Consider the following 26,456-nt stretch of genomic DNA (forward strand, 5'->3'; position numbering starts at 1 on the left):
TATGATTATGAAAATAAGGTTATACCGCCCTTTCTAGGGGCGGTCTTTATGTTGTGTGCTCTTATTTTATGTAGTATCCATTCCTTTATAGAAAGAGGTTGAACAATGAAGAAAATAGTCACCTCCAAGTTTTTTGTACTTGGACTGGCCATATTCATGGTCATTTCAATTTTAGGAACATCCCTTGCTCCGGCAGGAACCATCTTCGCAGAGGCAGGTGTTAGCACCGGACTAGATGAATCTAGCGATGCAGCTGCTCAGGCGGAGCGGATTAATGTTGCGGATGCGACCTATACAGCTGCAGAATTTATTCTAAAGGGTGGCGTGCAGTCGGATTGGCAAGCGATTGGGCTGGCTCAAGCGGGATACAAACTGCCAGCAGGTTACCGTCTAGCTCTTGAGAAAAAGGTGAAAGATGCAGAGGGGAATTTCGCGAACGTAACGGATTATGCGAGAATTGTACTCGCAGTAAGAGCGGTAGGTGCTGATCCTACTAACTTTGCTGGAAGCGGAACAACACCTGGCTATAACTTAATAGAGAAGATCTATAATCATGACAAAATCAGTGGACAGACACTTAATAATCCAGTATATGCTTTGCTCGCACTGGACTCTGGTAAATATAACATTCCATATAACGCGAAATGGACAGCGGATAAGCTCATTGCTGAGATTCTCTCCAAGCAAAATCAAGATGGCGGCTTTGCCTTAACGACAGGCGCTAGTGAGCCAGATATGACAGCGATAGCTTTGACCGCTCTAGCGGCACATAAGCGTAATCCAGAAGCTTACACAGCAGGGCTACAAGCCGTATCTTGGCTATCTAATGCTCAGGATAGTCATGGAGGTTACGGAGATAGTGCTGAGAGCGCTGCACAAGCTATTCTAGGTCTCACATCCTTCGGTGTAGATCCAAGTGGATTAGAATATACCAAGAATAAAGTGAATCTGATCGGTAACCTGCTGAGCTACCGTCTCGCTGACGGCAGTTTCGCTCATAACCGTGGCGGAAGCAGCAATATTTTAGCTACAGAGCAAGGCCTTCAGGCGCTTGTAGCCTACAATCTGCTCTATAAAGGCAGCAACAGCAAGTTATACGATTTTTCTAAGTCATCCGTTCAGAATGCCTTAATCTATGCACCTGTTACTGTAGAGGGTCCTAAGAGTACATTAGCACAGGGATATGGATATGCCAGCAACGTGCTTGGTGCACTAGAGAAGTTGGCTCTTCAGACGAACCTGCCGATCACGAATCCTTCCGGTGCTTATGTCACAGGAATTGGAAGCATTCCGGCTGGAAGCTACGGCGGCTATGACGGATGGATGTATGCCGTATCCCGTAACGGTCAATGGATCAATCCTGATGTTGGAATGAGTGATTTTGCGCTTAAAGATTCAGATCAGGTGCTGGTTTATTATGCTGGAGATGATACTAAACTTGTAGATTCGGTAACGGTGTCCAAACCAAGCCCTAAAGAGGGCGATTCTTTTACTGTTGTAGTAAATAGTAAGACATGGAAATGGGACGCTGTAACGAATACGTCCTCCCCAGTTAACGCCAAAGCTTCTGGCGTTCAGGTCCAAATTGGAAATCGCATCATAACAACGAATGCTAAAGGCGAGGCGTTATTCACAGGGAATGTTCCAGCAGGTGATTACAAGCTGACTGTAACAGGCTATCGTGAAGGAAAAGCGCCATCCATAGCTAAATATACTCAAGAGCTAAAGGTAATTCCTAAGAATGTTAAGGCTTCACTTACCGTTGAGGGTCCGCAAGGGCTGATCGGTGAGGGGACTTTAAAGGCTTCCAATGCGCTTGAAGCTTTGCAGCAATTGGGGTCTTCGAATGATTTTAAAGTAGATATCACGAAATCGTCATATGGTAATTTTGTATCAGGCATTCATGGAGTTACTCAAGGCCTTTATGATGGCTGGTGGAGCTTCGTAGTATGGCGTAGCGGTGAATGGATCTATCCAAGTGTAGGTATGGACGCTTTTGAATTACAGGAATCCGACCGTGTTCTTGTATATTATGCCGGAGAAACCACACAGGTTGTTGATACTGCGGTTGTATCCTCTGCACAGCCGAAGCCGGGTGAAGCTTTCACAGTAAAAGTTTCTCAGAAAAAATGGGTGTGGAATAAGGATACCTTTACTTCCGATCCAGTGACTTCTCCAGCCGCTGGCGTGCAGGTCTTGATCGGTGATCAGAAGGCGATCACAAATGCTAAGGGTGTAGCTGCATTTGACCAAGGTCTACCAGCGAATACCTATACGATCATTGTTACCGGATATGCTAAAGATAGTGTGCCTAGTGTGGCGCGTTATACTCAGTCACTAAACATTGCTTCAGATGTTATTGCTCCTGTTAAAGCTACGGCTAACATTTCAGTCGTTGGGGATAACAAGAAGGGTACCATTCTGAACAGTACAACAGTATCGCTAAAAGAAGGTGAAACGGCTTATAGCTTATTGATTAGTCAATTGGGCGATAAGGTAGTATCATCCGGAAACGCTGGAAGTAAATACGTTAAATCTATAGATGGTTTGTCCGAATTTGATGGCGGACCTAGCAGTGGATGGAAGTATAGGACGAATAGAGATGCTGATCCAAGTATCAGCGCGGACAGCTACATTTTAGAGAACGGTGATACATTATATTGGTATTATTCATCAGGTGAATAAGTACGATTGATTATTTGTTAGGCGGGCACTACGATTCGGAGTATTAGCGGATCGAGTGTCCGTTTTTGTTTTCTTTTGTTGCAATATTTGACAACATAAACTTATTTTCGACATTTTATTCATTATTTTATTTGGAAATCATCAAACTATTCGCCTCTCCAACCGATAAAAATAGATAGTTAGTAAGATCATGTGAAGGCGGAGTGTAGATGAGGAATATGAAAGTAAAATTCAAAATCGGGATTCTTTTGGTGTTTTCTGTAATTATGTTAAATATCGTGGGAGTAACAGGCTTTCTTACCATGGACAAAATGGCCCAAAAAACAACAGAGACGTATAATGAAAACTTGTTGCCTGTTTCTTACGTGGGGCAAATGCGTACAAACAATCGGGCCATCGAAGCTTTTCTCTTGGAGCGCTTGATTAGCGTTGATGTAAACAAAAACAAAGAACTGTCAGAGAGCATTAAGAGGAAAGTTCAGGAAAATAATGATCTTTTGAACAAGCTGAAGACCGTCCAGTACAATGATAGTACGGTAGTGAGTAAAATAAAGGAATTTGAGTCCTCCTTAACAGACTATCGTGTACAAAGAGAGAATATCATTCAGGTTGCGGATACCCAAGGGAGTCAAGAGGCTTATAAAGTATTCACAGGCGATTTTAGTATTTCCCGTGAGAAAATGATCAATATGCTTAAAGGAATAAGCGATTCGCTGCTAAAGGGAGCTGAAGATCATAATTCAGAGTCCGCGGATACCGCTAAGAGCATGAAGACTAAAAGTATAGTATTGATATCCTTCTCTTTGATCATTTGTATCGTGCTTAGTGTTGCAATCATTGGGCTGATTACGAAACCTCTTAAGGAACTGCAAGGTTTAATGAAGCGGGCGGAAAATGGGGATTTAACCGTGATAGCAACGTATACCGCCAAGGATGAAATCGGCCAAATTAATAGCTCTTTTAACAATATGCTGGAGAGCTTACGTAAGATGATGCAAGGCATTGCGGAGAGTGCAGAATTGTTATCAGCCTCATCGCAAGAGATGAGCGCTAGTGCTGAGCAGACCTCGTTGGCTTCGCAAATGATCGCCGAAGCTTCTGGAGAGATTGCAGCAGGGTTTGATGAACAGACGGAAAGCATTAATCGTACATCTCAGTCTATACAAGCTATGACCAATAATATTTCGGCCGTAGAAAGTAGCAGTTTTGAAATGTCCGACCTTATGGGAGTCGCTTCTGGTTCAACAGATCAAGGGGTAATCGCCGTAGATAACATCATTGAACAGATGAAGGAAATCGACTCCGGCGTAACTCAGAGCCAAGAGATTATTAGTAACCTTGGGCAGCTGTCTCAGGATATAAATACAATTATTACTACGATTAACGGAATTGCAACACAGACGAACCTGCTGGCGCTTAATGCTTCTATCGAAGCAGCGAGAGCTGGAGAACATGGACGTGGCTTTGCTGTAGTTGCTGGAGAAATTCGGGGTCTTGCAGAAGCGACGCGAAACAGTTCACTGAAAGTAACGGATATTATTACGCATATTCAAAAGCAAACTGAAAGAGCAGTAGAATCAATGGCTTTCGGCTCCGAGCTAGTCTCTCACGGCGTAGCTCAAAGTCAGCTCGTATCTCAAGCGTTTCATGAGATTCAAAGTTCTATTAAAGAAGCTACGCTGCAGACGGAAGAGATTAGAGAGGCGGTTGCGCATGTCTCCTTAGAGTCACAAGGTGTAGCGGCAGCAATGGAACAGGTCAATGCAATATCCAATAAAGGGGCAGTGGGTGTTCAGGACACCAGCGCAGCTAGTCAGCAGCAACTGTCTGCTATGGAGGAAATGTCCGCATCAGCTCAGTATTTAGCGGTGCTGGCGGAAGATCTGCAGAAGACTTTAGCGCGATTTAAATTATAACGCGAAATGAAAAAAAGGACGTCCCAGAGCCATTTAGGCTTTGGAGACGTCCTTTTGTGTGTTATTGAATGGAGTTAAGCATACCAGCCCCATACGAAGATGAAGAGCGTACCAAAGATCGTAACTAAGCCAACGAATAAGGCATAGGCGATATTGAGGTAGAGTTCTTTCTTGGTATCAGCTGATTCTCCAATATGCATGAACAGGAAGAGCTGCAGGGAAGCCTGAATGAGCGCTGTAATAAGCAGGATAGCCATGTTCGCACTATTAGATAGATCAAGGTAGATTACAGCAAGTGCAGCCACAGAAAGGACAAGAGAGGCTAAGAAACCCATCACATGGCGAATTGGAAACAGTTGCTTCATCATGCTACATCAGTCCTTTCAGATAGACGAAGCTGAAAATAAAGATCCAGACAACGTCCAAGAAATGCCAGTACAGCGAGAAGATAAAGGATTTATTGGCCGTAGCCGGAGTAATACCTTGACGCTTCAACTGGATTAAGATAGCCGCACCCCACAGGAACCCGAACGATACGTGAGCTCCGTGTGTTCCCAGCAGTACAAAGAGACTGGATAGGAATCCGCTGGTTTGAAGTGTAGCCCCTTCGTGAACATAAGTGACAAACTCCATGATTTCAATACCAAGGAAGCCGAGACCCATGAGTAGGGTTAGTCCGAAAAAGACCATCATAGCTTTCTGGTAACCATGCCGCATAGCATGAACTGCAAGACCGATCGTAAATGAGCTTGTCAACAGCAGTAATGTTTCGATCATCACGGGACCAATTTCAAAAAGGTCCGGCCCGCTAGGGCCGCTGGCAAAACGGTCTACCATTACAAAGTAAACAGTGAACAACGTAGCGAACAGTGCAATCTCTGCTCCTAGAAAGACCCAGAAGCCAAAGATTTTATTACTATTCTCTTCTGTTGAGTATTCAAGCGGCTTAGACGCATCTATTTTCATATTGTCTCACCCCGCAATTTCTTTTCAGTAGCAATAACTTCTTCTGCAGGGATGTAGAATCCATGATCCCGATCGAAGGACATAGCAGCTAGAACGATGAGGATACCTACTCCAGAGAGAATGGCTGGAATCCAGAGACTGAATACCAGAGAGAATCCTGCAATGAAGAAGATAACACCCAGAATAAATGGTTTGCCTGAATTGCTAGGCATATGAATCTTAGTAATCTTGTCTTCGTATAGAGGTACGTTGTCTTGTTTAGAGAACCAGTAGGCATCGCGTGTTTTTACGGTTGGAACCACTGCGAAGTTGTAAGCTGGAATCGGACTTTTCGTTGCCCACTCCAGTGTACGTGCATCCCATGGATCTCCATTTGTATCTCTTGGTTCATAACGTGTACTCCAGTAGATGTTATACACCAGAATTACAAATCCGACTGTAAGACCTATCGCCCCTATGAACGAGACCATACTGAGCGGACCAAATCCGGTATCCGCAGAATAAGTGTATTGTCGACGTGTCATTCCCTTAAGTCCGAGAAGGAACAGTGGGAAGAACGATACGTTAAAGGAAATAATAATCCACCAGAAGGCATGTTTACCAAGACGTTCGTTCAAACGGAAGCCGAATACTTTAGGGAACCAGTAGTGGAAACCTGCGATAACGGCGAATACAGCACCTGGAATGAGAACGTAGTGGAAATGTGCTACCAGGAACATTGTATTATGGTACTGATAATCGGCGCTGGCCATGGCCAGCATGACACCTGTTACCCCACCAATCGTAAAGATCGGGATAAACGCGAGCGAATATAGCATCGGCGTCGTAAATGATATTCGCCCTTTTCGTAAGGTGAATAGCCAGTTAAATATTTTCACACCTGTTGGAACGGCAATGGCCATAGTAGTAATCGAGAAGAAACTGTTAACCATAGCGCCTTGACCCATTGTATAGAAATGGTGAGCCCATACTAAGAAGGACAAGAGGGAGATGATCAACATACTAAAGACCATGGATGTATATCCATACAGGTTCTTTTTGGAGAAGGTGGCGATAATTTCACTATAAATACCGAAGGCAGGTAGTACAACGATATATACTTCTGGATGTCCCCATACCCAGAAAAGGTTGGCCCATAACATATCCATACCGCCGTTGGCCATCGTGAAGAATTGAGAGCCGAATAACCGGTCGAACATCATCAAAGCGAGCGCAACCGTAAGCACTGGGAAAGCGAATACGATAATTACGTTCGTGATTAGTACGGACCATGTAAACATTGGCATTTTCATCAGCTTCATACCAGGAGCACGCATCTTCAGAATCGTTACAATAAAGTTAACGCCTGTGAGGAGTGTACCGATACCCGATATTTGTAGCGCGAGCGAGTAGTAGTTGTTACCCACCGTTGGGCTGAACTCTATACTTGCTAGTGGGAAGTATGCAGACCAACCAGCATCTGGTGATCCCCCGATAACAAACGAAATGTTAAGCAGCATTGCTCCGAAGAAGAAGAGCCAGAAGCTGACAGCGTTAAGACGTGGGAAGGCAACGTCTCTGGCACCGATTTGTAGCGGTACGATAACGTTCATCAGACCGATAATAAACGGCATGGCCATAAAAAGGATCATGATCAAGCCGTGTGTTGTAAATACCTCGTTGTAATGCTGTGCGTCAAGAAATTTCATGTCTGGGGCTGCGGTTTGCAGCTTCATCATAATAGCGTCAACGCCGCCGCGGAAAAGCATTAGTAGCGCAGCAAGGATATACATAACCCCGATACGTTTGTGGTCAACAGTAGTTAACCATTCGCGCCATAAATATCCCCATTTTTTAAAATAGGTTAGGCCGACGATAATCCCGATTGTAGCTAAAACAATACTTGCCATAGCCCCGTAAATCAGGGGTTCGCCATGGACCTTAAATTTATCCCAATCCATTAGGAATCGCTCCTTTCAAGTTGCTCAATTAACATGGACTAATGTCCTTCATGTGTAGTGCTCTGTTCATCCAGTTCTGGATTAGGTTCACTGTTAAATTCTGTCTCGCTAGATGGTGCAGGAGACGGATGAATTTCTTTATTATCCTGATGTTCCATAGTTCCATTATCCATATCCATTTCTTTACCATTATTACTCATATGGTCGCCATGGTCTCCTGGAGGAGGGCTAAAGGATAAGTGAGTGTTGGTGTATGTTTTGCGTCCGACATATTCCATTTTCAAAAGATTTTTGAATTCGTCTTCGGTTAATGGACCTGCTGTTTCTTTAACGTCTTTTACCCATTCTTGATAGTCCTTATCAGTCATCGCAAGGGCTTCGAACTCCATGTGGGCAAAACCCTTACCATTAAAGTTCGCATTTCTTCCGGTATAAGAACCTACAGTATCCGCTGAAAGATGCAGAGTGGTAAGCATGTCACTCATCGCATATTTCTGTCCTCCCAATTGAGGGATCCAGAGACTTGAGATCGTACCGAAAGAGTACAATCTGAACTCGACAGCGCGGTGAACTGGAATGTTCACGTAGTTTACGGTTTCAATACCTTCCTCAGGATAGCTGAAATGCCATTTCCAGTTGGAGGAGGAAGCGTAGATTACAAGCGGTTTCTGATCTTTATAATCCGCTGCAACGTTTTCTACATCTACTGTCGTTTTGACAGTGACCACGGAGAGGAATGCCACGATAATAATCGGGATTGTAATCCAGATGGCCTCCAACCATTTGTTTCCTTCCTCGTGAGGAGGAATATAATCTTCATTACTTTTCTTAGCGCGGTACTTCAAAAGTACAAAGACATATAAGATGTAGACAACTGCTAGAACACCGAGCATCATAACAATGGAGAGGATGATCGTGTCAGACAGAGTTCTCGCAGCCGGCCCCTTCGGATTCAGAACAGCGATTGAACTGCATCCTGGCAAGAGTAAAATTAGGCTGAGAAATAAAGCGTATAACGGTCCCTTTTTGTTCATGCTTAAGCTCCTTCCTTCAATACTTCTATTAATTAACCCTCATCATTACCTTCATATATAGTAAGAACTAATGAGAAAGAAAGCAAAAGACTTATTTTTCCATCTGAGCCATAATAGACCTTAATAATGGCGATCAAGTTAAATATGTGTGATCAATTTGTTACAAGTTCCTAATGATATGATAAAGATCACTGTAGCCACGCTGTTTAATGGTTATTTATTTCTGTTCAAACTTTGTTCAATAATTTACTAAAGTTGCTAATTTGGACACATCTATTTTGTGCAAAAGGATTGGAATTTAACCATTTTTTGTTGGTGTGACAGGATTTGGCCGAAATCCGTATTTGATGAATTTTGTCGAAATATCTGCAAGTCTTAAAAAGGGTAACAAATTATTCTGTATTAAGTTACAATCTCTCAAATTTCTATCTATTAATCTATGATAATGTTATAGGTAAATATACGAGATGGGAGATTTTTTGAGATGTTTAAAAAGAAAGTGTGGCTATTATTTGTAGTATTATTCGTATGTACGGGTTTGGTACGAGAGATAGATACAGTGAATGCAGCGGGTGCAGCAGGATCCCTGAAATTAGGGGTGAACGATAAATTAACTAAAATTGATGCAGTGTCGATAAAGGATACATATTATGTTTCACTGCGTGATTTGTCCCTAGAACTGAATCTGAATCTTACCCTTCAGGGTGTTGGCATTCATGTTCAAGGGAACAACGGTTCCATCGAACTGCTGAATGATCACGCAACAGCTCTTCTCCCTAATGGAAAGACTATTCCGCTGAAAACATTTGTGGAAAATGGTAGAACGATGGTTCCTGTGAAGATGACCTCTCATCTTGGATTTTCAATTTCGTTTAAGCCAGCTCAATCTTTATTAAGAGTGTATAATTCCGGGGCTAAATTAGACGATGCTGCATTCGTGAATCAACATAAAAAGGCTTTGCAACAAAATGTACCTACAGGGACGACAGGCACAAAGGGGAAAGTTGTATATCTTAGCTTTGATGATGGCCCATCCGCTACAACCTCTCAACTACTTGATATCTTGGCGAAGTATGATGCGAAGGCAACCTTCTTCATGTTAGGAAATAACATGAACGCACACGCGTCTCAAGTGAAACGCTTAGTGAAAGATGGACATGCACCTGCTTTGCACGGCATGACACATGTGAAAGATAAATTTTATGCTTCTCCAGCTTCTGCGTTGAAAGAGATGAATGACGATAATGCAATTCTGAAGAAGATTACAGGTCAAAGTACAACACTGATTCGTACACCTTATGGTAGTAAACCTTATTTAACAAAAGCTTATAGAGATAAGATACTAGCTCAAGGGTACCATCTGTGGGATTGGAACGTTGACTCTGAGGATTGGAGATATAAGAACGATAGTAATTCCATCTATAATACGGTTATGAGAGAAGTTCATAGTCTGAAGAAGAGCAGCCCGGTGATTCTAATGCATGATCAAAAGGCTACACTTAAAGTTCTTCCACGCATCCTAGCGGCGCTGAAGAAAGAAGGCTATGCGTTTCATATTATTACTTCAGATATGGAGCCTAACAATTTTTGGAACGATAAGCGCTAAATCTGATAGTGAAATTAAATCATTTATATTGTTACGGCGGCAGATATGATCTGCCGTCTTTTTTTTGATGTCTGAAATCTTTGTAGATTTGACACATGTAGGCTTCTCTAATCTATCGACGTAGTTAATTTGTCGTGTTATCATGATACTCTGATAACGTATTAGCGAACTAAAGCACACAGCACTGTGTCAACGATGGGGGATAAAAGAGATGAAGAAAAATGCACTTTTAGTTTTATTTATGATCATGGTTATTGCAGCTTTATCAGGCTGTTCGTCTTCTGGGAGCAAGGATGGAAAGCTGGTGATCGGGATTGATGATAAGTTCGCTCCGATGGGCTTTAGAGATGAGAACAATGAAATTGTTGGGTTTGATATCGACTATGCCGGAGCTGCAGCTGAGAAAATGGGCAAAGAAATCACTTTTCAGCCTATTGACTGGTCAGCTAAGGAGTCAGAACTGAATAGCGGGCGCATTGATATGATTTGGAATGGTTATACCATCACAGATGAACGTAAGGAAAAGGTGTTATTCACTAAGCCCTATCTTGAGAATAGTCAGGTTGTGGTCGTATTAGCGGATTCCTCTATTTCAAAGCTTGAGGATTTGGCTGGTAAAGAGGTAGGACTTCAAAGTCTGTCTTCCGCTGCCGATGCATTAAATGCTAATCCGATTAAAGACCAAATTGCTAATCTGTCGGAATTTCCGGATAATGTGCTAGCGCTCACAGATTTGAAGACTAAGCGCCTGGACGGTGTAGTCATTGATGAAGTGGTAGCCAGATATTATATGTCAAAAGAGCCTAATACCTTTAAGCTACTAGATGAATCGCTTGCTCCTGAGCAGTACGGTATTGGAATTAAGAAAGGCAATGAGGCACTACTGGAAGAACTTCAAAAGGCTTTGGATGAAATGAACAACGACGGAACGGCTGAGAAGATCTCCACGAAGTGGTTTGGTGAGAATAAGGTATTAAAATAGAAGGTCAATATACAGAGTTTATTGGAGAAATGAAAATGGATTATATAATACAAATTTCCGGGCCGATGTTAGAAGGCGCGCGTACAACTATTTTATTGTTTCTTATTGTTATTTTGGTGTCGATTCCGCTCGGGTTCCTAGTCACTTTGATGGCGAAGAGTGTGATCAAGCCCGTGGCTTGGATTGCACATACCTATATCTATGTCATGCGGGGAACACCACTTTTACTACAATTGTTATTTTTTTGCTTTGGTTTACCACAGATTCCGGTGATCGGGGAATATCTGGTCATGGACCGCTTCGTTGCAGCGAGTCTTGGATTTATTCTTAACTATGGAGCCTATTTCGCGGAGATCTTCCGTGGGGGTATGCTCTCCATTGATAAAGGGCAGCATGAAGCAGCCAAAGTACTCGGACTGAGTAAATGGCAAACGCTGCGCAAGGTAATTCTAGCTCAAATGTTTAGGGTAGCTTTGCCAGCCGTGGCCAATGAATCGATTTCCTTGGTCAAAGATACGGCTCTGCTGTATGCCGTTGCTGTACCTGAGCTACTGAACTATGCCAAAACAGCAGTAAATCGAGACTTTACTGTAACCCCCTTTGTAGTGGCGGGAGTGATTTACTTACTGATGACGCTGGTGCTCACTTTATTCTTCAAAGCACTGGAGAAACGTTTTAAATTCGAGTAGAGGGACTGTCTGAATATGAGTAACATGATAGAAGTAAGTGATTTACAGAAATCCTTCGGCAAATTGGATGTGTTGAAGAAGGTTAGTTTCAATATCCAGGCGGGAGAAGCCGTCGCTGTTATCGGGCCTTCAGGTTCAGGTAAGAGTACGATGCTGCGTAGTCTAGTACATCTAGAGGAAATTACGGGTGGAAGCATCTTCATCCAAGGCAAGCCGCTCGTGGAGAATGGAAAATATGCTAGTGGAGCAAGTATTCGTGAGATCACGGCGTCCATGGGAATGGTGTTTCAACACTTTAACCTATTTCCACATTTAACGGTGCGGGGCAATCTAGAGCTAGCTCCAAGGATGTTGAAACGGGAGAGCGTGAAGGAGATTACGGCTAGAAGTGAGAACTTACTTTCTAAGGTAGGACTTGCTGAAAAAGCGGATGTGTATCCTGCAAAGCTGTCGGGTGGACAAAAGCAACGGGTTGCTATTGCGAGAGCATTAATGCTCAACCCTGATATTCTATTGTTCGATGAACCTACTTCCGCACTTGATCCTGAACTCACGGGCGAGGTACTACGCGTCATCCGTCAACTTGCTGAGGAGAATATGACGATGATTGTTGTCACTCATGAGATGAACTTTGCTCGTGATGTGGCTGATCGTGTGATTTTCATGGACAACGGTGAGATTACGGAGTCTGGAACACCAGAACAGATTTTTGATAATCCACAGCAGGAGCGCACTCGAATTTTTCTGAATCAAGAGAAGAGAGTATGAATACCGCCTCAGGCTAATAAAGTGTCTATTCATGAGAAAAAGTCCCCACAGTTTTTTATAACTGTGGGGGTTTTTGCGTTGACATAAAGATTAAACTGTATTAATAATAGTAGTACAGTTAATACACATCATCATAGACTAAGGGAAGACAGTGAAAGGAGGATGGTTATGTTCGAATTGGACGTTCGCAGTCGCAAGCCGATTTATGAGCAGCTGACCGATAAGGTTAAGGAGATGATTTTACATGGTATTTTGCAGACTGATGAACAACTGCCTTCGGTAAGGACATTATCCCAGCAGCTAACCGTGAATCCCAATACGATTCAGAAGGCTTACCGTGAATTGGAACGTGAGGGGTATATCTATTCACTGCAGGGGAAAGGGAGTTTTGTAGCCCCAATGAAAAAAGAACAGAATGAGATTAAAAAAGCCGAAGTACGTGCTGAGTTGCTTAGACTGATGGCGGAAGCGGTATACCTTGGGTTCACCGCAGCTGAGATTAGTTCATTGTATGAGCAAGTGGAGAAGCAGAGAGAAGGAGGGAAAAGTGATGATTGAGATTCGAGGCGTCAGTAAGTTATTTCAAGGGGAGAAGGCAGTAGACGATATCTCTTTAACAGTACGTAAAGGGACGATTTATGGGCTGCTCGGCTCTAATGGCGCGGGTAAAACTACGCTGCTGAAGACCTTGGCAGGCATTTACTCTCCAGATAAGGGAACCGTGAAGGTGGATGGTGAAGCGGTATTCGAACACCCGACGACTAAGCAAAGGGTTATTTTTATGCCGGATTCTCCTTACTTTTTCCCGCAATCCACCATGCTGCAAATGGCAGCCTTCTATCGCTCGATCTATCCGAGCTGGAATCAGAAGCGTTTTGAAGATTTGGGGACCGTCTTTCAGCTCGATAAGAAGCGGAAGCTTAGTCGTTTCTCCAAAGGGATGCAGCGGCAAGCGTCATTCTGGTTATGTTTAAGCTGTATGCCAGATGTGCTTATTATGGATGAGCCGATTGACGGGTTAGATCCGGTAATGCGACGCCAGATCAAAAACCTGCTATTTCAGGAGGTTGCTGAACGCGAGCTGACGGTAATCATTTCTTCACATAATCTTCGTGAGATCGAAGATCTGTGTGATCATGTTGGGATTATGCATGGTGGGAAGATGCTGATTGAGAAGGATCTGGATGATCTTAAGGCGGATACACATAAGATTCAAGTGGCCTTCCGGGATGAACGGCATGAAATTCCGTTAGCAGCGAAGCTGCAAATATTACATCAAGAACGCCGGGGGAGCGTGAACCTGTACATAGTAAAAGGGGATCGTGAGCGAATTAAAGCGACTTTTCAAGTGTACGAGCCATACGTATTCGATTTGCTTCCATTAACGTTAGAAGAGATCTTTATTTATGAAATGAGGGATGTCGGATATGACGCGCAGCCGATACTACTTTAATAGCAGTATTATTCGCCAGAATTTCCGCCAGCATGGCTGGATAGGGATTATATATGCACTTGGCCTAATGTTCGCACTTCCATTGCAGCTGTTTATGAGTATCGATCCAAATGCAAAACCGCAGGAAATCGATCATTTATTCCGCATCTCTGGTAATGTGCAAGCATTGTTCATTATTACGATCCCTGTTGCTGCTGGACTCTTTTTATTCCGATACCTTCAGGCAAAATCTCCATCAGATCTATGGCATAGCCTGCCTTTACGCAGAGAGCATTTATTTACGGCTCATCTGACAAGTGGACTTACCTTACTGTTGGTGCCGGTTTGGTTAACTGCAGGGGTGGTTGCGGTTGTTAAGCGATGGAGTGGTAATTTTTATATTTTTCAGGGCGCAGATATTTGGCAATGGTGTATCACAGTTAGTATTCTGACTTTGTTCCTCTTCTGCTTTAGTGTTTTTGTGGGAATATGCACGGGCCAATCTATTCTTCAGGGAATTATCATTTATATTTTGCTTATTCTTCCTGTTGTACTGATCTCATTAATCAATAGCCACTTAGTCATGTATCTTTATGGTTATGCAAATGCAAATGTAAACTTCCGTGATTCTAGTTTGCAGATGTGGTCTCCGTTTGTTCATATCGTGTATTATTTTACCGGCAAACCATTTACTAATACAGAATTGTGGATTTATGGAGTATTGTCCCTTTTATTTATTGGATTATCCTACCTGTTATACCGTAAACGTAATACGGAAAAAGCGGGTCAAGCTATTGCTTTTGGATATTTCAACCCGCTGTTTAAAGCAGGGGTTATGTTATGTACTATGCTTATTTCCGGGAATTATTTTGCACAAATGAAGCAACAGCAAATGGGCTGGGTAATTAGTGGATATGCCATTGGAGCCATTATCGGCTATGTTGCTGCGGAAATGATTATTCGGAAAACATGGCAGATTATGACGCGTAAAGTGTTAGCAGAGTTTGCGGTTTATGCAGTAATGCTGGGGTTACTTCTGTATATCCCGATATCAAGTGTTACCGGATATGAAGCTAGAGTACCTTCCGGTGATAAGATTAGTGGTGTGTATATGGGATCTAACTACCGTTGGTATACCCCCACGGATGATTTGTACACTACTACACCCTATATGGGGCAGGACCCTTTTTCCGATGATAAAGATTATATAGAAGTTGTCCGTAAACTTCATCAAGCGGTAATTGCGGTACGTCCAGAACATACCTCACAACAATACGCTTATGAATATTTTACCATCGCCTATCAATTGGAGAACGGTCACAAGCTAGTGAGGGAATACTGGATCCCTAATAAGGGGTTTGAATCAGAGCTCAAGGCGGTTAAGGATACCGAAGCTTACAAGTATGAAAAGTATAATTTAGCTCTCTTAGACAAAGACCTGGATTATATGTGGGTTACTAACAGGAATAAAAAAGTAGCCATCTCTGATCCTCAGGAAATTTCAGAGCTAAAAGAGATTATCAAACGCGAAATTTCGAATATGTCCTACGAAGTACAGATAGATAAGGACGGGAAACCTGATATGGCTGGTATCCAAACAGAGGTAAAGGCAAAAGATGACAGCAACCAAGTTTCTTCAAGTTATGGTTATTATTATCCGTGGAAGTCTTCTTTCCATGAGCTTGAAAAGTGGATGAACGAAAAAGGCTATGCCGATAAAATACGAACAACCGCTGAAGATATCCAATCGGCAGAGATTGTAAAAGATGACTTTATGGATAAGCAAACACCTAAGAATCCTACGAGTCCTGAACAAAGATTAGTGCTTGCACGTGAAAAGAATCTTACAGTTGTTACGAAGGATAAGGCACTATTAACGGATATTATAGATCATCGTTTCAATTATGGAGTTGAGAATGGCAACTACATTGTGAAGCTGCTGTATAAGGAGGGTTATAGTGATTTCGTAATGTTAAAAGCATCGGATATGACGCCTGAACTGAAGGTATTACTGAAATAAGGTAAGAATAAGGAGAGTAGAAGATTACAGAAAAAGACTACTGGTTGACAGAAACTGGATAGTTGGATTATGCTTTTGGAGATAGGTTAAGGATGAAATGGTACTGAATAAAATATAATTTGACTTGGGGGTAAGGACAGATGAATAACAATATGAATAATCAGCCATCGTATAATGCTTATCCATATTTGCGTCCATCTGTTACCTTGGCTTACAGGTCAGCCTTAGAATCAGTGTATTCATTTCCGGTGAATCAACAACGCTATATTAACCGGTAAGGAGTTCTGTATTTAGGTGAAGCCCGGCCATGGACGATGGAGTCCATGGTCTTTTTTGCATATTTAGAAGGTTTAAGGGAGGGGTTAATATGTCGGAAATACATCAATCGATCATTCAGCAACTTCGGACCATTGAATCTGAAGAACAAGTCCGCATTTTGTATGCGTGTGAATCGGGGAGCCGGGCTTGGGGATTTCCATCCAAAGATAGTGATTATGATGTTAGATTCTTATACATACGAAGACCTGAGGCGTATTTATCTATTTTTGAGCACAGGGATGTAATAGAACGGCCGATCAGTGACATGCTTGATATTAACGGTTGGGACTTGAAGAAGGGGCTTAATCTATTTCGGAAATCTAATCCGCCTCTGCTGGAATGGTTAGAATCACCGATTCGCTATGAAGAAAAATACGCTGTAGCCGAAAGTATCCGTGAACTCTCGCCACAAAGCTTTTCGCCAAAATCATGCATTTACCACTATTTGAACATGGCGCGAGGAAATTACCGGGATTATCTGCAAGGCAGTGAGGTTAAAATTAAGAAATATTTTTACGTATTAAGACCACTCTTAGCATGCGCTTGGATTGAAAAATACAACGAAGTGCCTCCGCTCGATTTTAATGTGCTTGTACAGGATTTGATTCCACAAGGTTCAGAATTACAGGAAGCCGTGCAGAACCTGTTATCTCGTAAAATGTCCGGTGATGAACTAAATCTGGAGCCGCGCTTGGATGTTATCAATACTTATTTGGAGGAGAGAATTGCTCATTACGAGGCGGTTGCTTCTGCTTTTGAACAGAGTGTTGGTGTTATGGATGAAGCGTTAGATATCTTGTTCCGATCAGCACTGATAGAGGTCTGGGGAGAAACGGGGCAATGGAACTGGTAAGTTCACAATTCAATAATTGTTAATTAAGGAGAGATGAAGCTTATGCATTTGATTATCAAGGCGACGGGGTCAGGAGCAGGGATGTTGTCCCATCTGCTGGCTAAAAACCCGCATAATTTATATGACAGGAGCGATAAAGAAGCTAGAGTGCGTATAGTATTCACTGCAGCTTCCGACGAAGAGACAGAGGCCGTTATCTATGTCACACCAGATCCAATAGCTCTAGTTAAAGGAAATACAGCTCATAATGACATCACACAATATATTAACGATCGGGAGTTTGTTACGAGCAGCCGGTTCTGCTCTTATATCCGTCCAGCGCTAGGTACAGCTCTTAATGGAAAGCCTAAGGAAGTATTTTTGCCTTGGGTAGATCACAAATTTCAATTGGAGCTGTCCTTTGGCCCAGTAGCATCGAACCTGCCTGATCACACGATTGAGGAACTGTTTCATGCACTTGGCTACGAGCTTGAGCTTGAAAGAGGAGATGCTGTGTATTCTTTTGATTTAAAAAGCCGCAGTTCTGCTCGATACATTAGGCTGCGGGGAGAACAGACGCTGCAAACGGCCCTTCGTCAACTGTTCATTCTGATTCCGGCATTAGATGATGATAAGCATTATTTTATCAGTGATGATGAGATTGAGAAAATCAGGCGTTATGGCGAAGGCTGGTTGGATAGTCATCCGTTGCGTGCGTTAATTCTCAAGCGGTCACTACGATTTGCTAATCTTATTAAGCAATTTGATGGTGAGGAATCCACCCCTTCTTCTGAAAAAGTGACTGTTACTCCTGCTGAGGTTTCAGCTGAGCCTAAAATTAGATTAAATGATCTGCGTTATGCGGCGATTGCAGAAATAGTAGAAGGGTTGGCTTTCAAGAGTAGTATTGTTGACTTTGGTTCCGGCGAAGGAAAACTTTCGGCAAGGCTCGGAAGTGTGCCGGGCGTTAAGCAGATCTGGGCGGTTGAGCCTTCCGCAAACGCACAGCTACGCGCAATAGACCGCTTCTCGAAGCTTGAAGACCGAGAAGGAGTTACCGTGCCGACGCCTGTTACAGGTTCTTTGTTCTACTTCGATGAATCGCTGCGGAACAAGGATATTATGATTCTATGTGAGGTTATTGAGCATATCGACGAATATAGGCTGGCTCGAGTGATGGAGACTATTCTGGCGGAATATAGTCCTAAGGTATTGATCCTGACTACACCGAACAAGGAGTATAACGAGGTGTATGAGATGGAATCGGAAGAAATGCGGCATAGTGATCACCGTTTTGAATGGGGACGAGCAGAGTTCTCCGAGTGGTGTATGCGCTGGACGAGCTCCTTTGATTATTCGGTTGATTTTAAAGGAATTGGCGAGGGTTCTGACGCTTTTGGATACCCGACGCAGATGGCGATATTTAGGAAGGAGGGAGCATTGTAATGAATACAGAAGAGCAAAAAGAAAAGCAGCGAACCATTCTTTTTCCGCATGCAGGAATTATTGTATTGGTGGGTCCCTCCAATAGCGGCAAAAGCACTTTACTGCGTAGATTAGTAGATGAAGGTGCGTTGTTGCAGACAGAAATCGTCTCATCGGATGATTTCCGTAGCATGCTTGGCGACACTGATTTTATGGATTGGAAGAATCGCCCCCGCGAAGAAGCAGATATTATTTTTAATGATTATCAGCTGCTCTCAAGTCTAGCCTTTGAAGCAATGAATTCAGTCATTGCCATGCGCTGCCGACTTGGAAAACTGACGGTGGTGGATGCTACACATCTGCAAGAGGAATACCGTAAGCAATATTTAGATTTAGCAGATAAGTATAATGTTCCATGTATGGCTTGGGTGCTCGATGTTCCAGAGGAAACGCTGCTGGAGCGGGATGTACAGCGTGAGCATCCACGAGGACGCCAGCGGGTCAAGCAACAATATGGACAGTTCAAGCGTTCGCTACGGAGTGTTAAGGACGAGGGCTTTGCCTCGACTTATTTTTTGAAGAATACGGAGTCAGTACATTTTGAACGTAAGCAGAACCCGCTTTGGGTTGAAATCGATAAAGGACTTGATATAATCGGCGACATTCATGGTTGTTATGAAGAGATGATCGAGCTACTCGAAAGATTGGAATATAAGGAAGACGAGAAAGGGTTGTACAAACACCCCGAGGGTAGGCAGTTAATTTCTGTGGGGGATGTGATGAGCCGGGGCCCGGAATCGCTGAAGACGATGAGGTTTTGGAAAAAGCATGTAGATGCTGGAATCGCCCGCATGATCGACAGCAACCATGGCTGGAAAATCGCCCGCTACCTGGATGGTCGCAAAGTTACATTAAGTCACGGAGACGAGAATATCGCCGCTGAGCTGGAGGCATTTGCGCTAGAAGCAGGCGATGAGGAAGCAAAAAGGCTTAGGGATGAACTTAAACAGTTTCTGTTGTCCGCGCCTAGCCACTTGTTGTTTGGCCGCAATGGCGTGCGGCGGGTCGTAGTTACCCATGCCGGAATTCGAGATGAATTTATCGGCAAGCAGTCCAAACGGATTCAGGACTTCTGCCGGTATGGGGACACTGATGGAATGGATGGCAAGGGTGCTCCTGTAAGGAAAGAATGGTATGTCGAACACGAATCTGGGGAGATCATCGTCTGGGGGCATGATCCTAGACCTTTCCCAACCGTGGTAAAAAATACAGTGAACATCGACCAGGGTGCTGTATTTGGCGGATCTTTAACTGCGTACCGTTACCCTGAAGGGAAATTTGTTAGTGTTAAAGCGAAACACGATTATGCAGGTGATCCGGACAGTCCGTTAATACGTTGGGAGCGGGGGAGATTCTCACCGCCTAACCTGCGTAAATTCGTGGAAGGCTACTCAGTCCAGACTGACCTTTATGGTGAAATAACTGTGCGCGGAGAATTCGTTAAAGCGGCCATAGACACGGTCTCCCACTTTACGGTTCCACTTGAGGAACTGGTATATATCCCACCGACCATGAGTCCGCCGCCTTCAGTGTCTATAGATGAGAACTATCTGGAGCATCCGCGTGAAGCTTTTGCTTATTTCCGCGCACAAGGTGTGAAGACAATGATCGCGGAGAAAAAGCATATGGGCAGCCGGGCCATCCTATTGTTATTCCGGGATGAAGAGGCAGCATTACCGTATGTGGGCAGGCCGTCGTTAGGCACGATTTATACACGTACTGGCAGAGCTTTTTTTGACAGGGATACTGAATCTGAAGTGTTACGTAGGCTGAACGCGGATCTCGTGCAGGCGAATTATTTTGCGAAAAATAACACGGATTTGCTGCTCCTAGATGCGGAGATCGTACCGTGGAACTTGAAAGCGCGTGAGCTGATTTCCTCCCAATATGCACATGTGGCTGAAGCAGCACTGTTAGATCGGGAGCATCTTTTGGAGAAGCTGCGTGAGGCTGAAAGATCAGGGCGAGATGTTACCTCGTGGATACAGGAAATGGAGGAGAAGCTCCAGAATGCTCATCTTTTTAAGGAAGCTTTCCAAAAGTATTGCTGGGACGTAAGTGGATTAGAGGGGATTAAGATTGCTCCCTTCCATACGCTTGCGCATAGCGGACAAACTTTCTTTGAGCACAGCCATCTTTGGCATATGGAGCATAATCGTGAACTAGCGGAGTTGTCACCTTTATTTATGGAGACTGAATACCGCACGATTTGTAATGAAGCGGACGAGGAACAGATAATCCGTTGGTGGGAAGAGATGACGGATGATGGGCATGAAGGGATTGTTATCAAACCGGAAACATTTATAACACGTAATGGAGATAAACTGGTTCAGCCTGCACTCAAGGTGAGAGGGCGTAAATATCTGCATATTATCTATGGAATAGATTATTTACAGCCGGACAATCTTGTACGCCTCAAGCAGCGCAAAACAAGCAAAAAAGAGCGAAATGCCTTAATGGAATGTGCGCTTAGCCGGGAATCGGTGGAACGTTTTATTCGTAAAGAGCCGATAGAACGCGTACATGAATGTGTGCTTGCTGCGCTGTCTTTGGAGTCTGATCCTGTAGATCCACGGCTGTAGAGAATAGAATAGAAATGAGTTATGAATTGAGGTAGAAATATAATGTTAAGCAATGCTACAGAAGTGTCGTTAAGCAAATTTATGACTAAATTGCTCCGGCATACTCCAGAGCAGTATGGCCTTTTTTTGGACCCGGAGGATGGTTCCTGTACATTGGACGATTTGTTGTCCGTGCTTGTGAAAGCTCCTAGATGGTCTGAGGTGACTGTGGGAGATATTCAGCAAGTGGTTGCAGGATGCGAGAAGCAACGATTTGAAATCAATGGAGATCGAATCAAAGCTCGGTACGGGCATAGTCATACCAAAATTTCCTATGATCCGGGAACTCCGCCATCTACGCTTTATCACGGAACTCATGCTGGCGTTCTTTCAGTTATTTTGGAAGAGGGACTCCAATCGATGGGACGTCAATATGTTCATTTGTCCGAAGGGACACATTTTGCCAGTCTGGCCGGAAGCCGCAGAGGGAAATTGATTCTACTGACTGTTGATACGATTAGCGCTGGTCAAATGGGTGTAACTTTTTATTGTGCGGGTAATGAGGTATGGCTGGCGGACCCAATTCCGGCTTCCTGTCTTAAAGTGTATACCCCATTGTAGAATTAGAACATCGTTTGGTTAGGAGGCATACTCACATGGATGGAATTTCTGATCACCTAGATCACGGATTACAGATTGTATTTATTGGTTTTAACCCGAGTATTCGTTCAGGTGAGGTAGGGCACCATTACGCGAATCCACGAAATAATTTCTGGAGAATCTTGCACAATTCAGGACTTACTCCTCGACTATACGACGCGTCTGAGGATGGGGAACTACTTAAGCTGGGTTATGGTTTTACAAATATTGTTTCCAGGCCTACACACGGAATCGACGATATTACCCGTGAGGAATATAATGAGGGCCGAGAATTGCTTCGCTCCAAGCTGGAATTGTATCGCCCACAGGTCGCCTGTTTTGTAGGAAAAGGTGTATATACAGAGTTTAGTCGTAGGACTAAAGCAAACTGGGGATTTCAAGGGGATGTACCTCCGAAGGTAGACGGTGTACGTGAATTTGTAGCTCCCTCTTCCAGTGGATTAGTGAGGATGCCTATGGAGGAAATTATAGGAATTTACCGTAGGTTAGCCGAGTTTACGCAAGAGAATAATGGGTGAGTTGTTGGATGATGTGTTTGGCTGCAGAGTTATGGGCTTGAAGAAGTATGAACTTCAAACAATAAACGAGCAAGTTTCCAGATTGGAAACTTGCTCGTTTTTATTACTTCAATGGACTAGCCGATGCGATTGTTCTTGTACGATACTAATCCGCAAATAATACATCAAGTCTCGATCAACAATAGAATGATAGAGGATAAGGATAGACAAACGCTGATCAAGCATAACACGGCAACGACTTGCTTCTGGCTCAAACCTGCACGAAGCAGGCGGTAATGAGCCTGGGTAGCGTCGGCCTGATAAATGGACTTGCCTTGGATAAAGCGTTTGACGACGACAAAAATATTGTCGAAGATCGGAACGCCCAGCGCCAGAATCGGGATGAACAGCGACAGGGCCGTAGCTTGCTTAAACGCGCCGTCGAGTGCGATTACCGCAAGGATGAAACCTAGAAAGGTAGCCCCGGCGTCGCCCATAAAGATTTTGGCAGGCGGTTTGTTATAGCGCAGATAAGCAATGGTGACACCGACGAGTGCAATCGCCATAATCGCAGAAGAGGATTGCCCCTTAGTTAATGCGACAATAAATAGTGTTATGGCCGAAATAGCAGTTAAGGCGCCAGCCAAACCATCCATACCATCCGAGAAATTAATGACAGTGGTTACGCCGAAGATCCAGATAATCGTCAATAGAAACTGTAATACAACGGGTAGAACGATATAATCCCCTGAGAATGGGTTGTAGAAGCCTGTAAATGCGTTGCCGGAAAGATAAACAAGAACAGCCGCACTAACCTGCACAATCATTTTGGGCAGTGCCGGGAAATCCTTACCTTTTGTTTTGTACCAATCATCTATGGTACCTATGGTCAGCAGTAGTACGCCCCCTGCAAACAGCGCGACGGTTTCCATGGAGAATTCACGGGCAAATACCAGATAGGTAATGAAGAATCCAATGAATATGGCGTAACTGGCCGTAAGCGGTATAGGCTCTCTATGAATTTTACGCTCAACGTCCTGACGAGGCTTGTCCACAAAATCGAGTCGGAAAGCTAGTCTGCCGAGCGGCGGAATTAGAAAGTAGACGATAGAAAAAGACATTAGAAACGATAAAACGTATAATATGACGCTCACCACCGTTTTCTTTTTAAAATAACACAATTCGCTTAAAACTACCTTAAAAAAGTAAATTTTTGTCGTCTGACTGATAAGTTGACTTGATTGTATCACTGTAGTACCTTTTTGAGAAAAGAGTTTTGGGGGATATTTATGAAATACGACGTTATTTTATTCGATGCTGACGATACACTGTTTGATTACGGAATGGCAGAAAGTCACGCGTTATCTAACGCATTTCTACATGTTGGGATGCCCACAGGTGCTGAGGATTATGCTGCCAGTTATCAGGAGATTAATCATGCGCTGTGGCGTGATTTGGAGCAGGGGAAGATTAGTTCTGCTGCATTACGCGTGGAACGGTTTAATCGGTTATTCGCTGCGAATGCGCTGGAGCTAGATCCTGAGGCGTTTAGTGAAGCGTATCTACGTTTCTTAGGCGAGGGAACCTTTCTGATCCAGGGAGCGATCGAGCTGTGCGAGGAGCTTGCCGGCTGTCGATTAGCAATCATTACGAACGGAATTAAAGAAGTGCAGACTTCCAGAATTCAAGGATCACCGCTTAGTGAAACATTTGAGCAGATCATTATTTCAGAGGAGGCTGGTTGTCAGAAGCCGGAGACAGGGATTTTTGATTATGCTTTTGCTAAATTGGGAATTTCGGATAAGGAAAAAGTACTGATTGTAGGGGACTCCTTAACCTCTGATATTCAAGGCGGAATCAATTATGGGATCGATACTTGCTGGTTTAACCCGCTCGGTAAAGAGAATACGTCGGGTGTTCAACCGAAATATGAAATTCGAGTTCTGTCGGAGCTCTTAGACATTGTAGGCAAGACAACGGATCTTCAATAAAAAATAAGGTGTGAGCGCATCAGCGACTCACACCTTTTATTAAGTGAGCTGAAGAATCTTATTGCCGAGTATCCAGCGGCTTCAGATAAGCTTCGATTTGCTGGCGTTTCGATTCCAGAAATGGTGGCAGTGCAAGAGATTCGCCCAAACTTTCCATTGGCTCATCTGTTGCAAAGCCTGGCCCGTCTGTAGCTAGCTCAAAAAGAATGCCGTTAGGCTCACGGAAGTAAAGGGAGCGGAAGTAGAAACGATCCACGAATCCGGAGTTAGGAAGCTGAGCTGTGCGTATATGCTCGACCCATTGCTTCAATTCCTCCTCGTTATCCACGCGGAATGCGACATGGTGCACACCACCTCGTCCCAGATGTTCCTGCTCTAGATCATAACGTTCCTCTAGGTGAACCTCTGCACCTGATCCGCCTTCTCCAGTCTCAAATACAATCACATCTGGCTGGCCCGCAATGGTTGAAGGATAAGTGCCTTTGCGGCGGAAGCCAAGCAATTGCTCCAGTACAACCGCCGTATGCTCTGCACTTTCTACTGTAAGATGTGCAGGACCTAGGCCAACAATCCCATATTCAGCAGGTACTGGGCTTTTAGCCCAAGGGATGCCGCCAGCAACACCATTATCATTTTCGTCGGATACTAGAATGAAACGTTGCCCTTCGTGATCACGGAAGGCTAAAGCCTGGCGGTCACCGATTGTTTGAATCGTTTCATGCTCTACGTTAAGCTCGGTGAAACGCTGCTCCCAATAGGTAAGTGCAGCATCATTTGGCACTCGAAGGGAGAGCGCGGAGATGCTGTTATTGCCTGCACGGTTGCGGCCCGTCATCGGGAGTTCGAAGAAAGTTAATTCGGTTCCGGGATTACCCTTCTCATCACCATAGAATAAATGATACACTGAAATATCATCCTGGTTTACTGTCTTTTTAATGAGACGCAGTCCAAGTACTTCGGTATAGAACCTAAAGTTTTCTTGCGCTTTACCTGTAATTGCGGATACGTGATGCAGTCCTTTTAATGTTAATGTCATGTGTAATTACCTCCATGTAAATGCTAAATGTGAGTAAGTTATATTTTGATCTTTAAAAGATTTAGTGAGTATTATTAAGTTACTATAATTTTAATAGTAAAATGCGATTTTTGCAAGTAGATGTTTATGCATCATAAAATCCAGTTCATACATAAGGAGAGTGTACAATGCACACAACAACTAGTTTGATGAAACAATTGCAGGAGCTAAAGCTTGATCCACACGGGACTATTCTGGTCCATTCGTCATTAAAAAGCATTGGGGAAGTAGATGGAGGCGCGAACACAGTACTGGATGTACTCAGTGAATATATGAAAGATGGACTGCTCGTATTGCCAACTCATACATGGGCTTATATTAATGCAGACAATCCAAGGTTCTCTGTTCAAGATTCCCCATCTTGTGTAGGGATATTACCGGAGTTATTCCGTAAACGTCCAGGTGTTATTCGCTCTTGGCATCCGACACATTCTGTAGCGGCTTTAGGAGCAGATGCTGAGGAGTTCACTACGGGGGATGAACGCTGGGATACGCCGTGCGCCCGTGGTTCAGCATGGGGCAAGCTACTTGATCGAAAGGCGGAAATTGTACTGCTGGGAGTCGATCTTCGGCGGAATACGTTCATCCATGGCATTGAAGAGTGGGTCGATATTCCAGGCAGAATGACGGATACCCATGAGGAGCTATATACGGTGACGCCGGGTGGAGATGAAATCATGGTGCCTTCTCGCAGACATTGTGGCCTCTCTTGGTCGGAGCATTTTTGGAAGGTGGAGCGTGAGCTTGAAGAGGGCGGTGCCATGCGCAAGGGTAACTTTGGAGACGCGTTAGTCAGGGTATGTGGGACGGTAGAAACGACGGATATTCTAAGCCAGATGCTGACAGAGAATCCGGACCTTTTCTCGGATAATGAGCCACTGCATGGGGAGGACAAGCCGGTACCACTTCCAAAGACTAGGGCGTGAGCAACCTTAGAAGAGGCTAATTGAATGCCGATAAAGCATTTTTCAAACCACACAATCTGGAAGCCGCTATCAA

The 26,456-nt window shown here is 43.8% G+C and carries 22 protein-coding genes; 16 read left to right on the forward strand and 6 right to left on the reverse strand.

Annotation, left to right across the window (positions count from 1 at the left end):
• Positions 1-105 precede the first annotated feature (105 nt).
• Both NYE25_RS25485 and NYE25_RS25490 read left to right on the forward strand, forming a co-directional pair.
• The gene (locus NYE25_RS25485) at positions 106-2,685 is read left to right on the forward strand and encodes a DUF4430 domain-containing protein (protein WP_341147161.1); all 2,580 of its coding nucleotides are present in this window, start codon (positions 106-108) and stop codon (positions 2,683-2,685) included.
• Positions 2,686-2,894: 209 nt separating this feature from the next.
• Positions 2,895-4,601, forward strand: a complete 1,707-nt coding sequence (locus tag NYE25_RS25490; protein ID WP_341147162.1) for a methyl-accepting chemotaxis protein — start codon at positions 2,895-2,897, stop codon at positions 4,599-4,601.
• A 74-nt stretch (positions 4,602-4,675) separates the two neighbouring features.
• Here the strand turns inward: NYE25_RS25490 and qoxD are convergent, their stop codons facing one another.
• The 4 genes from qoxD to qoxA are packed head-to-tail and all read right to left on the reverse strand — an operon-like array spanning position 4,676 to position 8,541.
• Positions 4,676-4,969, reverse strand: a complete 294-nt coding sequence (qoxD, locus tag NYE25_RS25495; RefSeq protein ID WP_179085737.1) for a cytochrome aa3 quinol oxidase subunit IV — start codon at positions 4,967-4,969, stop codon at positions 4,676-4,678.
• Position 4,970: 1 nt separating this feature from the next.
• Positions 4,971-5,567 (reverse strand): cytochrome aa3 quinol oxidase subunit III, encoded by a 597-nt coding sequence (qoxC, locus tag NYE25_RS25500; protein WP_076283869.1) that lies wholly within the window; start codon positions 5,565-5,567, stop codon positions 4,971-4,973.
• Positions 5,564-7,507 carry a cytochrome aa3 quinol oxidase subunit I gene (qoxB, locus tag NYE25_RS25505; protein WP_042185110.1) on the reverse strand — a complete coding sequence of 648 codons (1,944 nt, stop codon included), beginning with the start codon at positions 7,505-7,507 and terminating at the stop codon, positions 5,564-5,566. The genes qoxC and qoxB overlap by 4 nt, the downstream gene beginning before the upstream one ends.
• A gap of 38 nt (positions 7,508-7,545) precedes the next feature.
• Complete coding sequence (qoxA, locus tag NYE25_RS25510) at positions 7,546-8,541, reverse strand: cytochrome aa3 quinol oxidase subunit II (protein WP_341147163.1); 996 nt, start codon at positions 8,539-8,541, stop codon at positions 7,546-7,548.
• A gap of 484 nt (positions 8,542-9,025) precedes the next feature.
• Here qoxA and NYE25_RS25515 point away from each other — a divergent pair, with 484 nt between their 5' ends.
• The 12 genes from NYE25_RS25515 to NYE25_RS25570 all read left to right on the forward strand — a co-directional run bounded on the left by NYE25_RS25515 (position 9,026) and on the right by NYE25_RS25570 (position 22,412).
• The gene (locus NYE25_RS25515; RefSeq protein WP_341147164.1) at positions 9,026-10,147 is read left to right on the forward strand and encodes a polysaccharide deacetylase; all 1,122 of its coding nucleotides are present in this window, start codon (positions 9,026-9,028) and stop codon (positions 10,145-10,147) included.
• Positions 10,148-10,358: 211 nt separating this feature from the next.
• Entirely contained in the window at positions 10,359-11,129 is a 771-nt protein-coding gene (locus NYE25_RS25520) for an amino acid ABC transporter substrate-binding protein (RefSeq protein ID WP_076283872.1), read from the forward strand.
• A 29-nt stretch (positions 11,130-11,158) separates the two neighbouring features.
• A complete protein-coding gene (locus NYE25_RS25525) occupies positions 11,159-11,818 on the forward strand; it encodes an amino acid ABC transporter permease (RefSeq protein ID WP_042185116.1) in 660 nt (219 codons plus the stop codon).
• A 15-nt stretch (positions 11,819-11,833) separates the two neighbouring features.
• Positions 11,834-12,586, forward strand: coding sequence for an amino acid ABC transporter ATP-binding protein (locus tag NYE25_RS25530; RefSeq protein ID WP_445667152.1), 753 nt, complete (start codon positions 11,834-11,836; stop codon positions 12,584-12,586).
• Between the two features lie 168 nt (positions 12,587-12,754).
• Positions 12,755-13,144: a GntR family transcriptional regulator gene (locus NYE25_RS25535; protein ID WP_076283874.1), complete on the forward strand. Its 390-nt coding sequence runs from the start codon at positions 12,755-12,757 to the stop codon at positions 13,142-13,144.
• On the forward strand, positions 13,137-14,039 hold the full coding sequence (locus NYE25_RS25540; protein WP_341147165.1) for an ABC transporter ATP-binding protein: 903 nt from the start codon (positions 13,137-13,139) through the stop codon (positions 14,037-14,039). The genes NYE25_RS25535 and NYE25_RS25540 overlap by 8 nt, the downstream gene beginning before the upstream one ends.
• Complete coding sequence (locus NYE25_RS25545) at positions 14,014-16,038, forward strand: hypothetical protein (protein ID WP_341147166.1); 2,025 nt, start codon at positions 14,014-14,016, stop codon at positions 16,036-16,038. The genes NYE25_RS25540 and NYE25_RS25545 overlap by 26 nt, the downstream gene beginning before the upstream one ends.
• A 367-nt stretch (positions 16,039-16,405) precedes the next feature.
• Entirely contained in the window at positions 16,406-17,209 is an 804-nt protein-coding gene (locus NYE25_RS25550) for a nucleotidyltransferase domain-containing protein (RefSeq protein ID WP_339800721.1), read from the forward strand.
• 42 nt (positions 17,210-17,251) lie between these two features.
• On the forward strand, positions 17,252-18,634 hold the full coding sequence (locus NYE25_RS25555) for a 3' terminal RNA ribose 2'-O-methyltransferase Hen1 (protein WP_341147167.1): 1,383 nt from the start codon (positions 17,252-17,254) through the stop codon (positions 18,632-18,634).
• Positions 18,634-21,255 (forward strand): polynucleotide kinase-phosphatase, encoded by a 2,622-nt coding sequence (locus NYE25_RS25560; RefSeq protein WP_341147168.1) that lies wholly within the window; start codon positions 18,634-18,636, stop codon positions 21,253-21,255. The genes NYE25_RS25555 and NYE25_RS25560 overlap by 1 nt, the downstream gene beginning before the upstream one ends.
• Positions 21,256-21,297: 42 nt before the next feature.
• The gene (locus NYE25_RS25565) at positions 21,298-21,855 is read left to right on the forward strand and encodes an RNA 2'-phosphotransferase (protein ID WP_341147169.1); all 558 of its coding nucleotides are present in this window, start codon (positions 21,298-21,300) and stop codon (positions 21,853-21,855) included.
• A gap of 35 nt (positions 21,856-21,890) precedes the next feature.
• Positions 21,891-22,412, forward strand: a complete 522-nt coding sequence (locus NYE25_RS25570) for a mismatch-specific DNA-glycosylase (protein WP_341147170.1) — start codon at positions 21,891-21,893, stop codon at positions 22,410-22,412.
• 164 nt (positions 22,413-22,576) lie between these two features.
• Here NYE25_RS25570 and NYE25_RS25575 read toward each other — a convergent pair whose 3' ends face one another.
• Positions 22,577-23,512, reverse strand: coding sequence for an MraY family glycosyltransferase (locus NYE25_RS25575; RefSeq protein WP_042124401.1), 936 nt, complete (start codon positions 23,510-23,512; stop codon positions 22,577-22,579).
• 168 nt (positions 23,513-23,680) lie between these two features.
• Between NYE25_RS25575 and NYE25_RS25580 the strand changes: the two genes are divergently transcribed.
• Positions 23,681-24,382, forward strand: a complete 702-nt coding sequence (locus NYE25_RS25580) for a YjjG family noncanonical pyrimidine nucleotidase (RefSeq protein WP_042185133.1) — start codon at positions 23,681-23,683, stop codon at positions 24,380-24,382.
• A gap of 58 nt (positions 24,383-24,440) precedes the next feature.
• On the opposite strand, the gene NYE25_RS25585 is transcribed toward NYE25_RS25580, so the two are convergent.
• Complete coding sequence (locus tag NYE25_RS25585; RefSeq protein WP_339800740.1) at positions 24,441-25,418, reverse strand: ring-cleaving dioxygenase; 978 nt, start codon at positions 25,416-25,418, stop codon at positions 24,441-24,443.
• 167 nt (positions 25,419-25,585) lie between these two features.
• Between NYE25_RS25585 and NYE25_RS25590 the strand changes: the two genes are divergently transcribed.
• Positions 25,586-26,383, forward strand: coding sequence for an AAC(3) family N-acetyltransferase (locus NYE25_RS25590; protein ID WP_076299129.1), 798 nt, complete (start codon positions 25,586-25,588; stop codon positions 26,381-26,383).
• The last annotated feature ends 73 nt before the right edge of the window (positions 26,384-26,456 follow it).

It is taken from the genome of Paenibacillus sp. FSL E2-8871 (genome assembly GCF_038000345.1).
GTDB lineage: Bacteria > Bacillota > Bacilli > Paenibacillales > Paenibacillaceae > Paenibacillus_AQ.

Excerpts from the sequence above, each read along its gene's own strand:
- NYE25_RS25485 (WP_341147161.1), top strand. The coding sequence starts at position 106 with ATGAAGAAAATAGTCACCTCCAAGTTTTTTGTACTTGGACTGGCCATA.
- NYE25_RS25490 (WP_341147162.1), top strand. The coding sequence starts at position 2,895 with ATGAGGAATATGAAAGTAAAATTCAAAATCGGGATTCTTTTGGTGTTT.
- qoxD (WP_179085737.1), bottom strand. The coding sequence starts at position 4,969 with ATGATGAAGCAACTGTTTCCAATTCGCCATGTGATGGGTTTCTTAGCC.
- qoxC (WP_076283869.1), bottom strand. The coding sequence starts at position 5,567 with ATGAAAATAGATGCGTCTAAGCCGCTTGAATACTCAACAGAAGAGAAT.
- qoxB (WP_042185110.1), bottom strand. The coding sequence starts at position 7,507 with ATGGATTGGGATAAATTTAAGGTCCATGGCGAACCCCTGATTTACGGG.
- qoxA (WP_341147163.1), bottom strand. The coding sequence starts at position 8,541 with ATGAACAAAAAGGGACCGTTATACGCTTTATTTCTCAGCCTAATTTTA.
- NYE25_RS25515 (WP_341147164.1), top strand. The coding sequence starts at position 9,026 with ATGTTTAAAAAGAAAGTGTGGCTATTATTTGTAGTATTATTCGTATGT.
- NYE25_RS25520 (WP_076283872.1), top strand. The coding sequence starts at position 10,359 with ATGAAGAAAAATGCACTTTTAGTTTTATTTATGATCATGGTTATTGCA.
- NYE25_RS25525 (WP_042185116.1), top strand. The coding sequence starts at position 11,159 with ATGAAAATGGATTATATAATACAAATTTCCGGGCCGATGTTAGAAGGC.
- NYE25_RS25530 (WP_445667152.1), top strand. The coding sequence starts at position 11,834 with ATGAGTAACATGATAGAAGTAAGTGATTTACAGAAATCCTTCGGCAAA.
- NYE25_RS25535 (WP_076283874.1), top strand. The coding sequence starts at position 12,755 with ATGTTCGAATTGGACGTTCGCAGTCGCAAGCCGATTTATGAGCAGCTG.
- NYE25_RS25540 (WP_341147165.1), top strand. The coding sequence starts at position 13,137 with ATGATTGAGATTCGAGGCGTCAGTAAGTTATTTCAAGGGGAGAAGGCA.
- NYE25_RS25545 (WP_341147166.1), top strand. The coding sequence starts at position 14,014 with ATGACGCGCAGCCGATACTACTTTAATAGCAGTATTATTCGCCAGAAT.
- NYE25_RS25550 (WP_339800721.1), top strand. The coding sequence starts at position 16,406 with ATGTCGGAAATACATCAATCGATCATTCAGCAACTTCGGACCATTGAA.
- NYE25_RS25555 (WP_341147167.1), top strand. The coding sequence starts at position 17,252 with ATGCATTTGATTATCAAGGCGACGGGGTCAGGAGCAGGGATGTTGTCC.
- NYE25_RS25560 (WP_341147168.1), top strand. The coding sequence starts at position 18,634 with ATGAATACAGAAGAGCAAAAAGAAAAGCAGCGAACCATTCTTTTTCCG.
- NYE25_RS25565 (WP_341147169.1), top strand. The coding sequence starts at position 21,298 with ATGTTAAGCAATGCTACAGAAGTGTCGTTAAGCAAATTTATGACTAAA.
- NYE25_RS25570 (WP_341147170.1), top strand. The coding sequence starts at position 21,891 with ATGGATGGAATTTCTGATCACCTAGATCACGGATTACAGATTGTATTT.
- NYE25_RS25575 (WP_042124401.1), bottom strand. The coding sequence starts at position 23,512 with ATGTCTTTTTCTATCGTCTACTTTCTAATTCCGCCGCTCGGCAGACTA.
- NYE25_RS25580 (WP_042185133.1), top strand. The coding sequence starts at position 23,681 with ATGAAATACGACGTTATTTTATTCGATGCTGACGATACACTGTTTGAT.
- NYE25_RS25585 (WP_339800740.1), bottom strand. The coding sequence starts at position 25,418 with ATGACATTAACATTAAAAGGACTGCATCACGTATCCGCAATTACAGGT.
- NYE25_RS25590 (WP_076299129.1), top strand. The coding sequence starts at position 25,586 with ATGCACACAACAACTAGTTTGATGAAACAATTGCAGGAGCTAAAGCTT.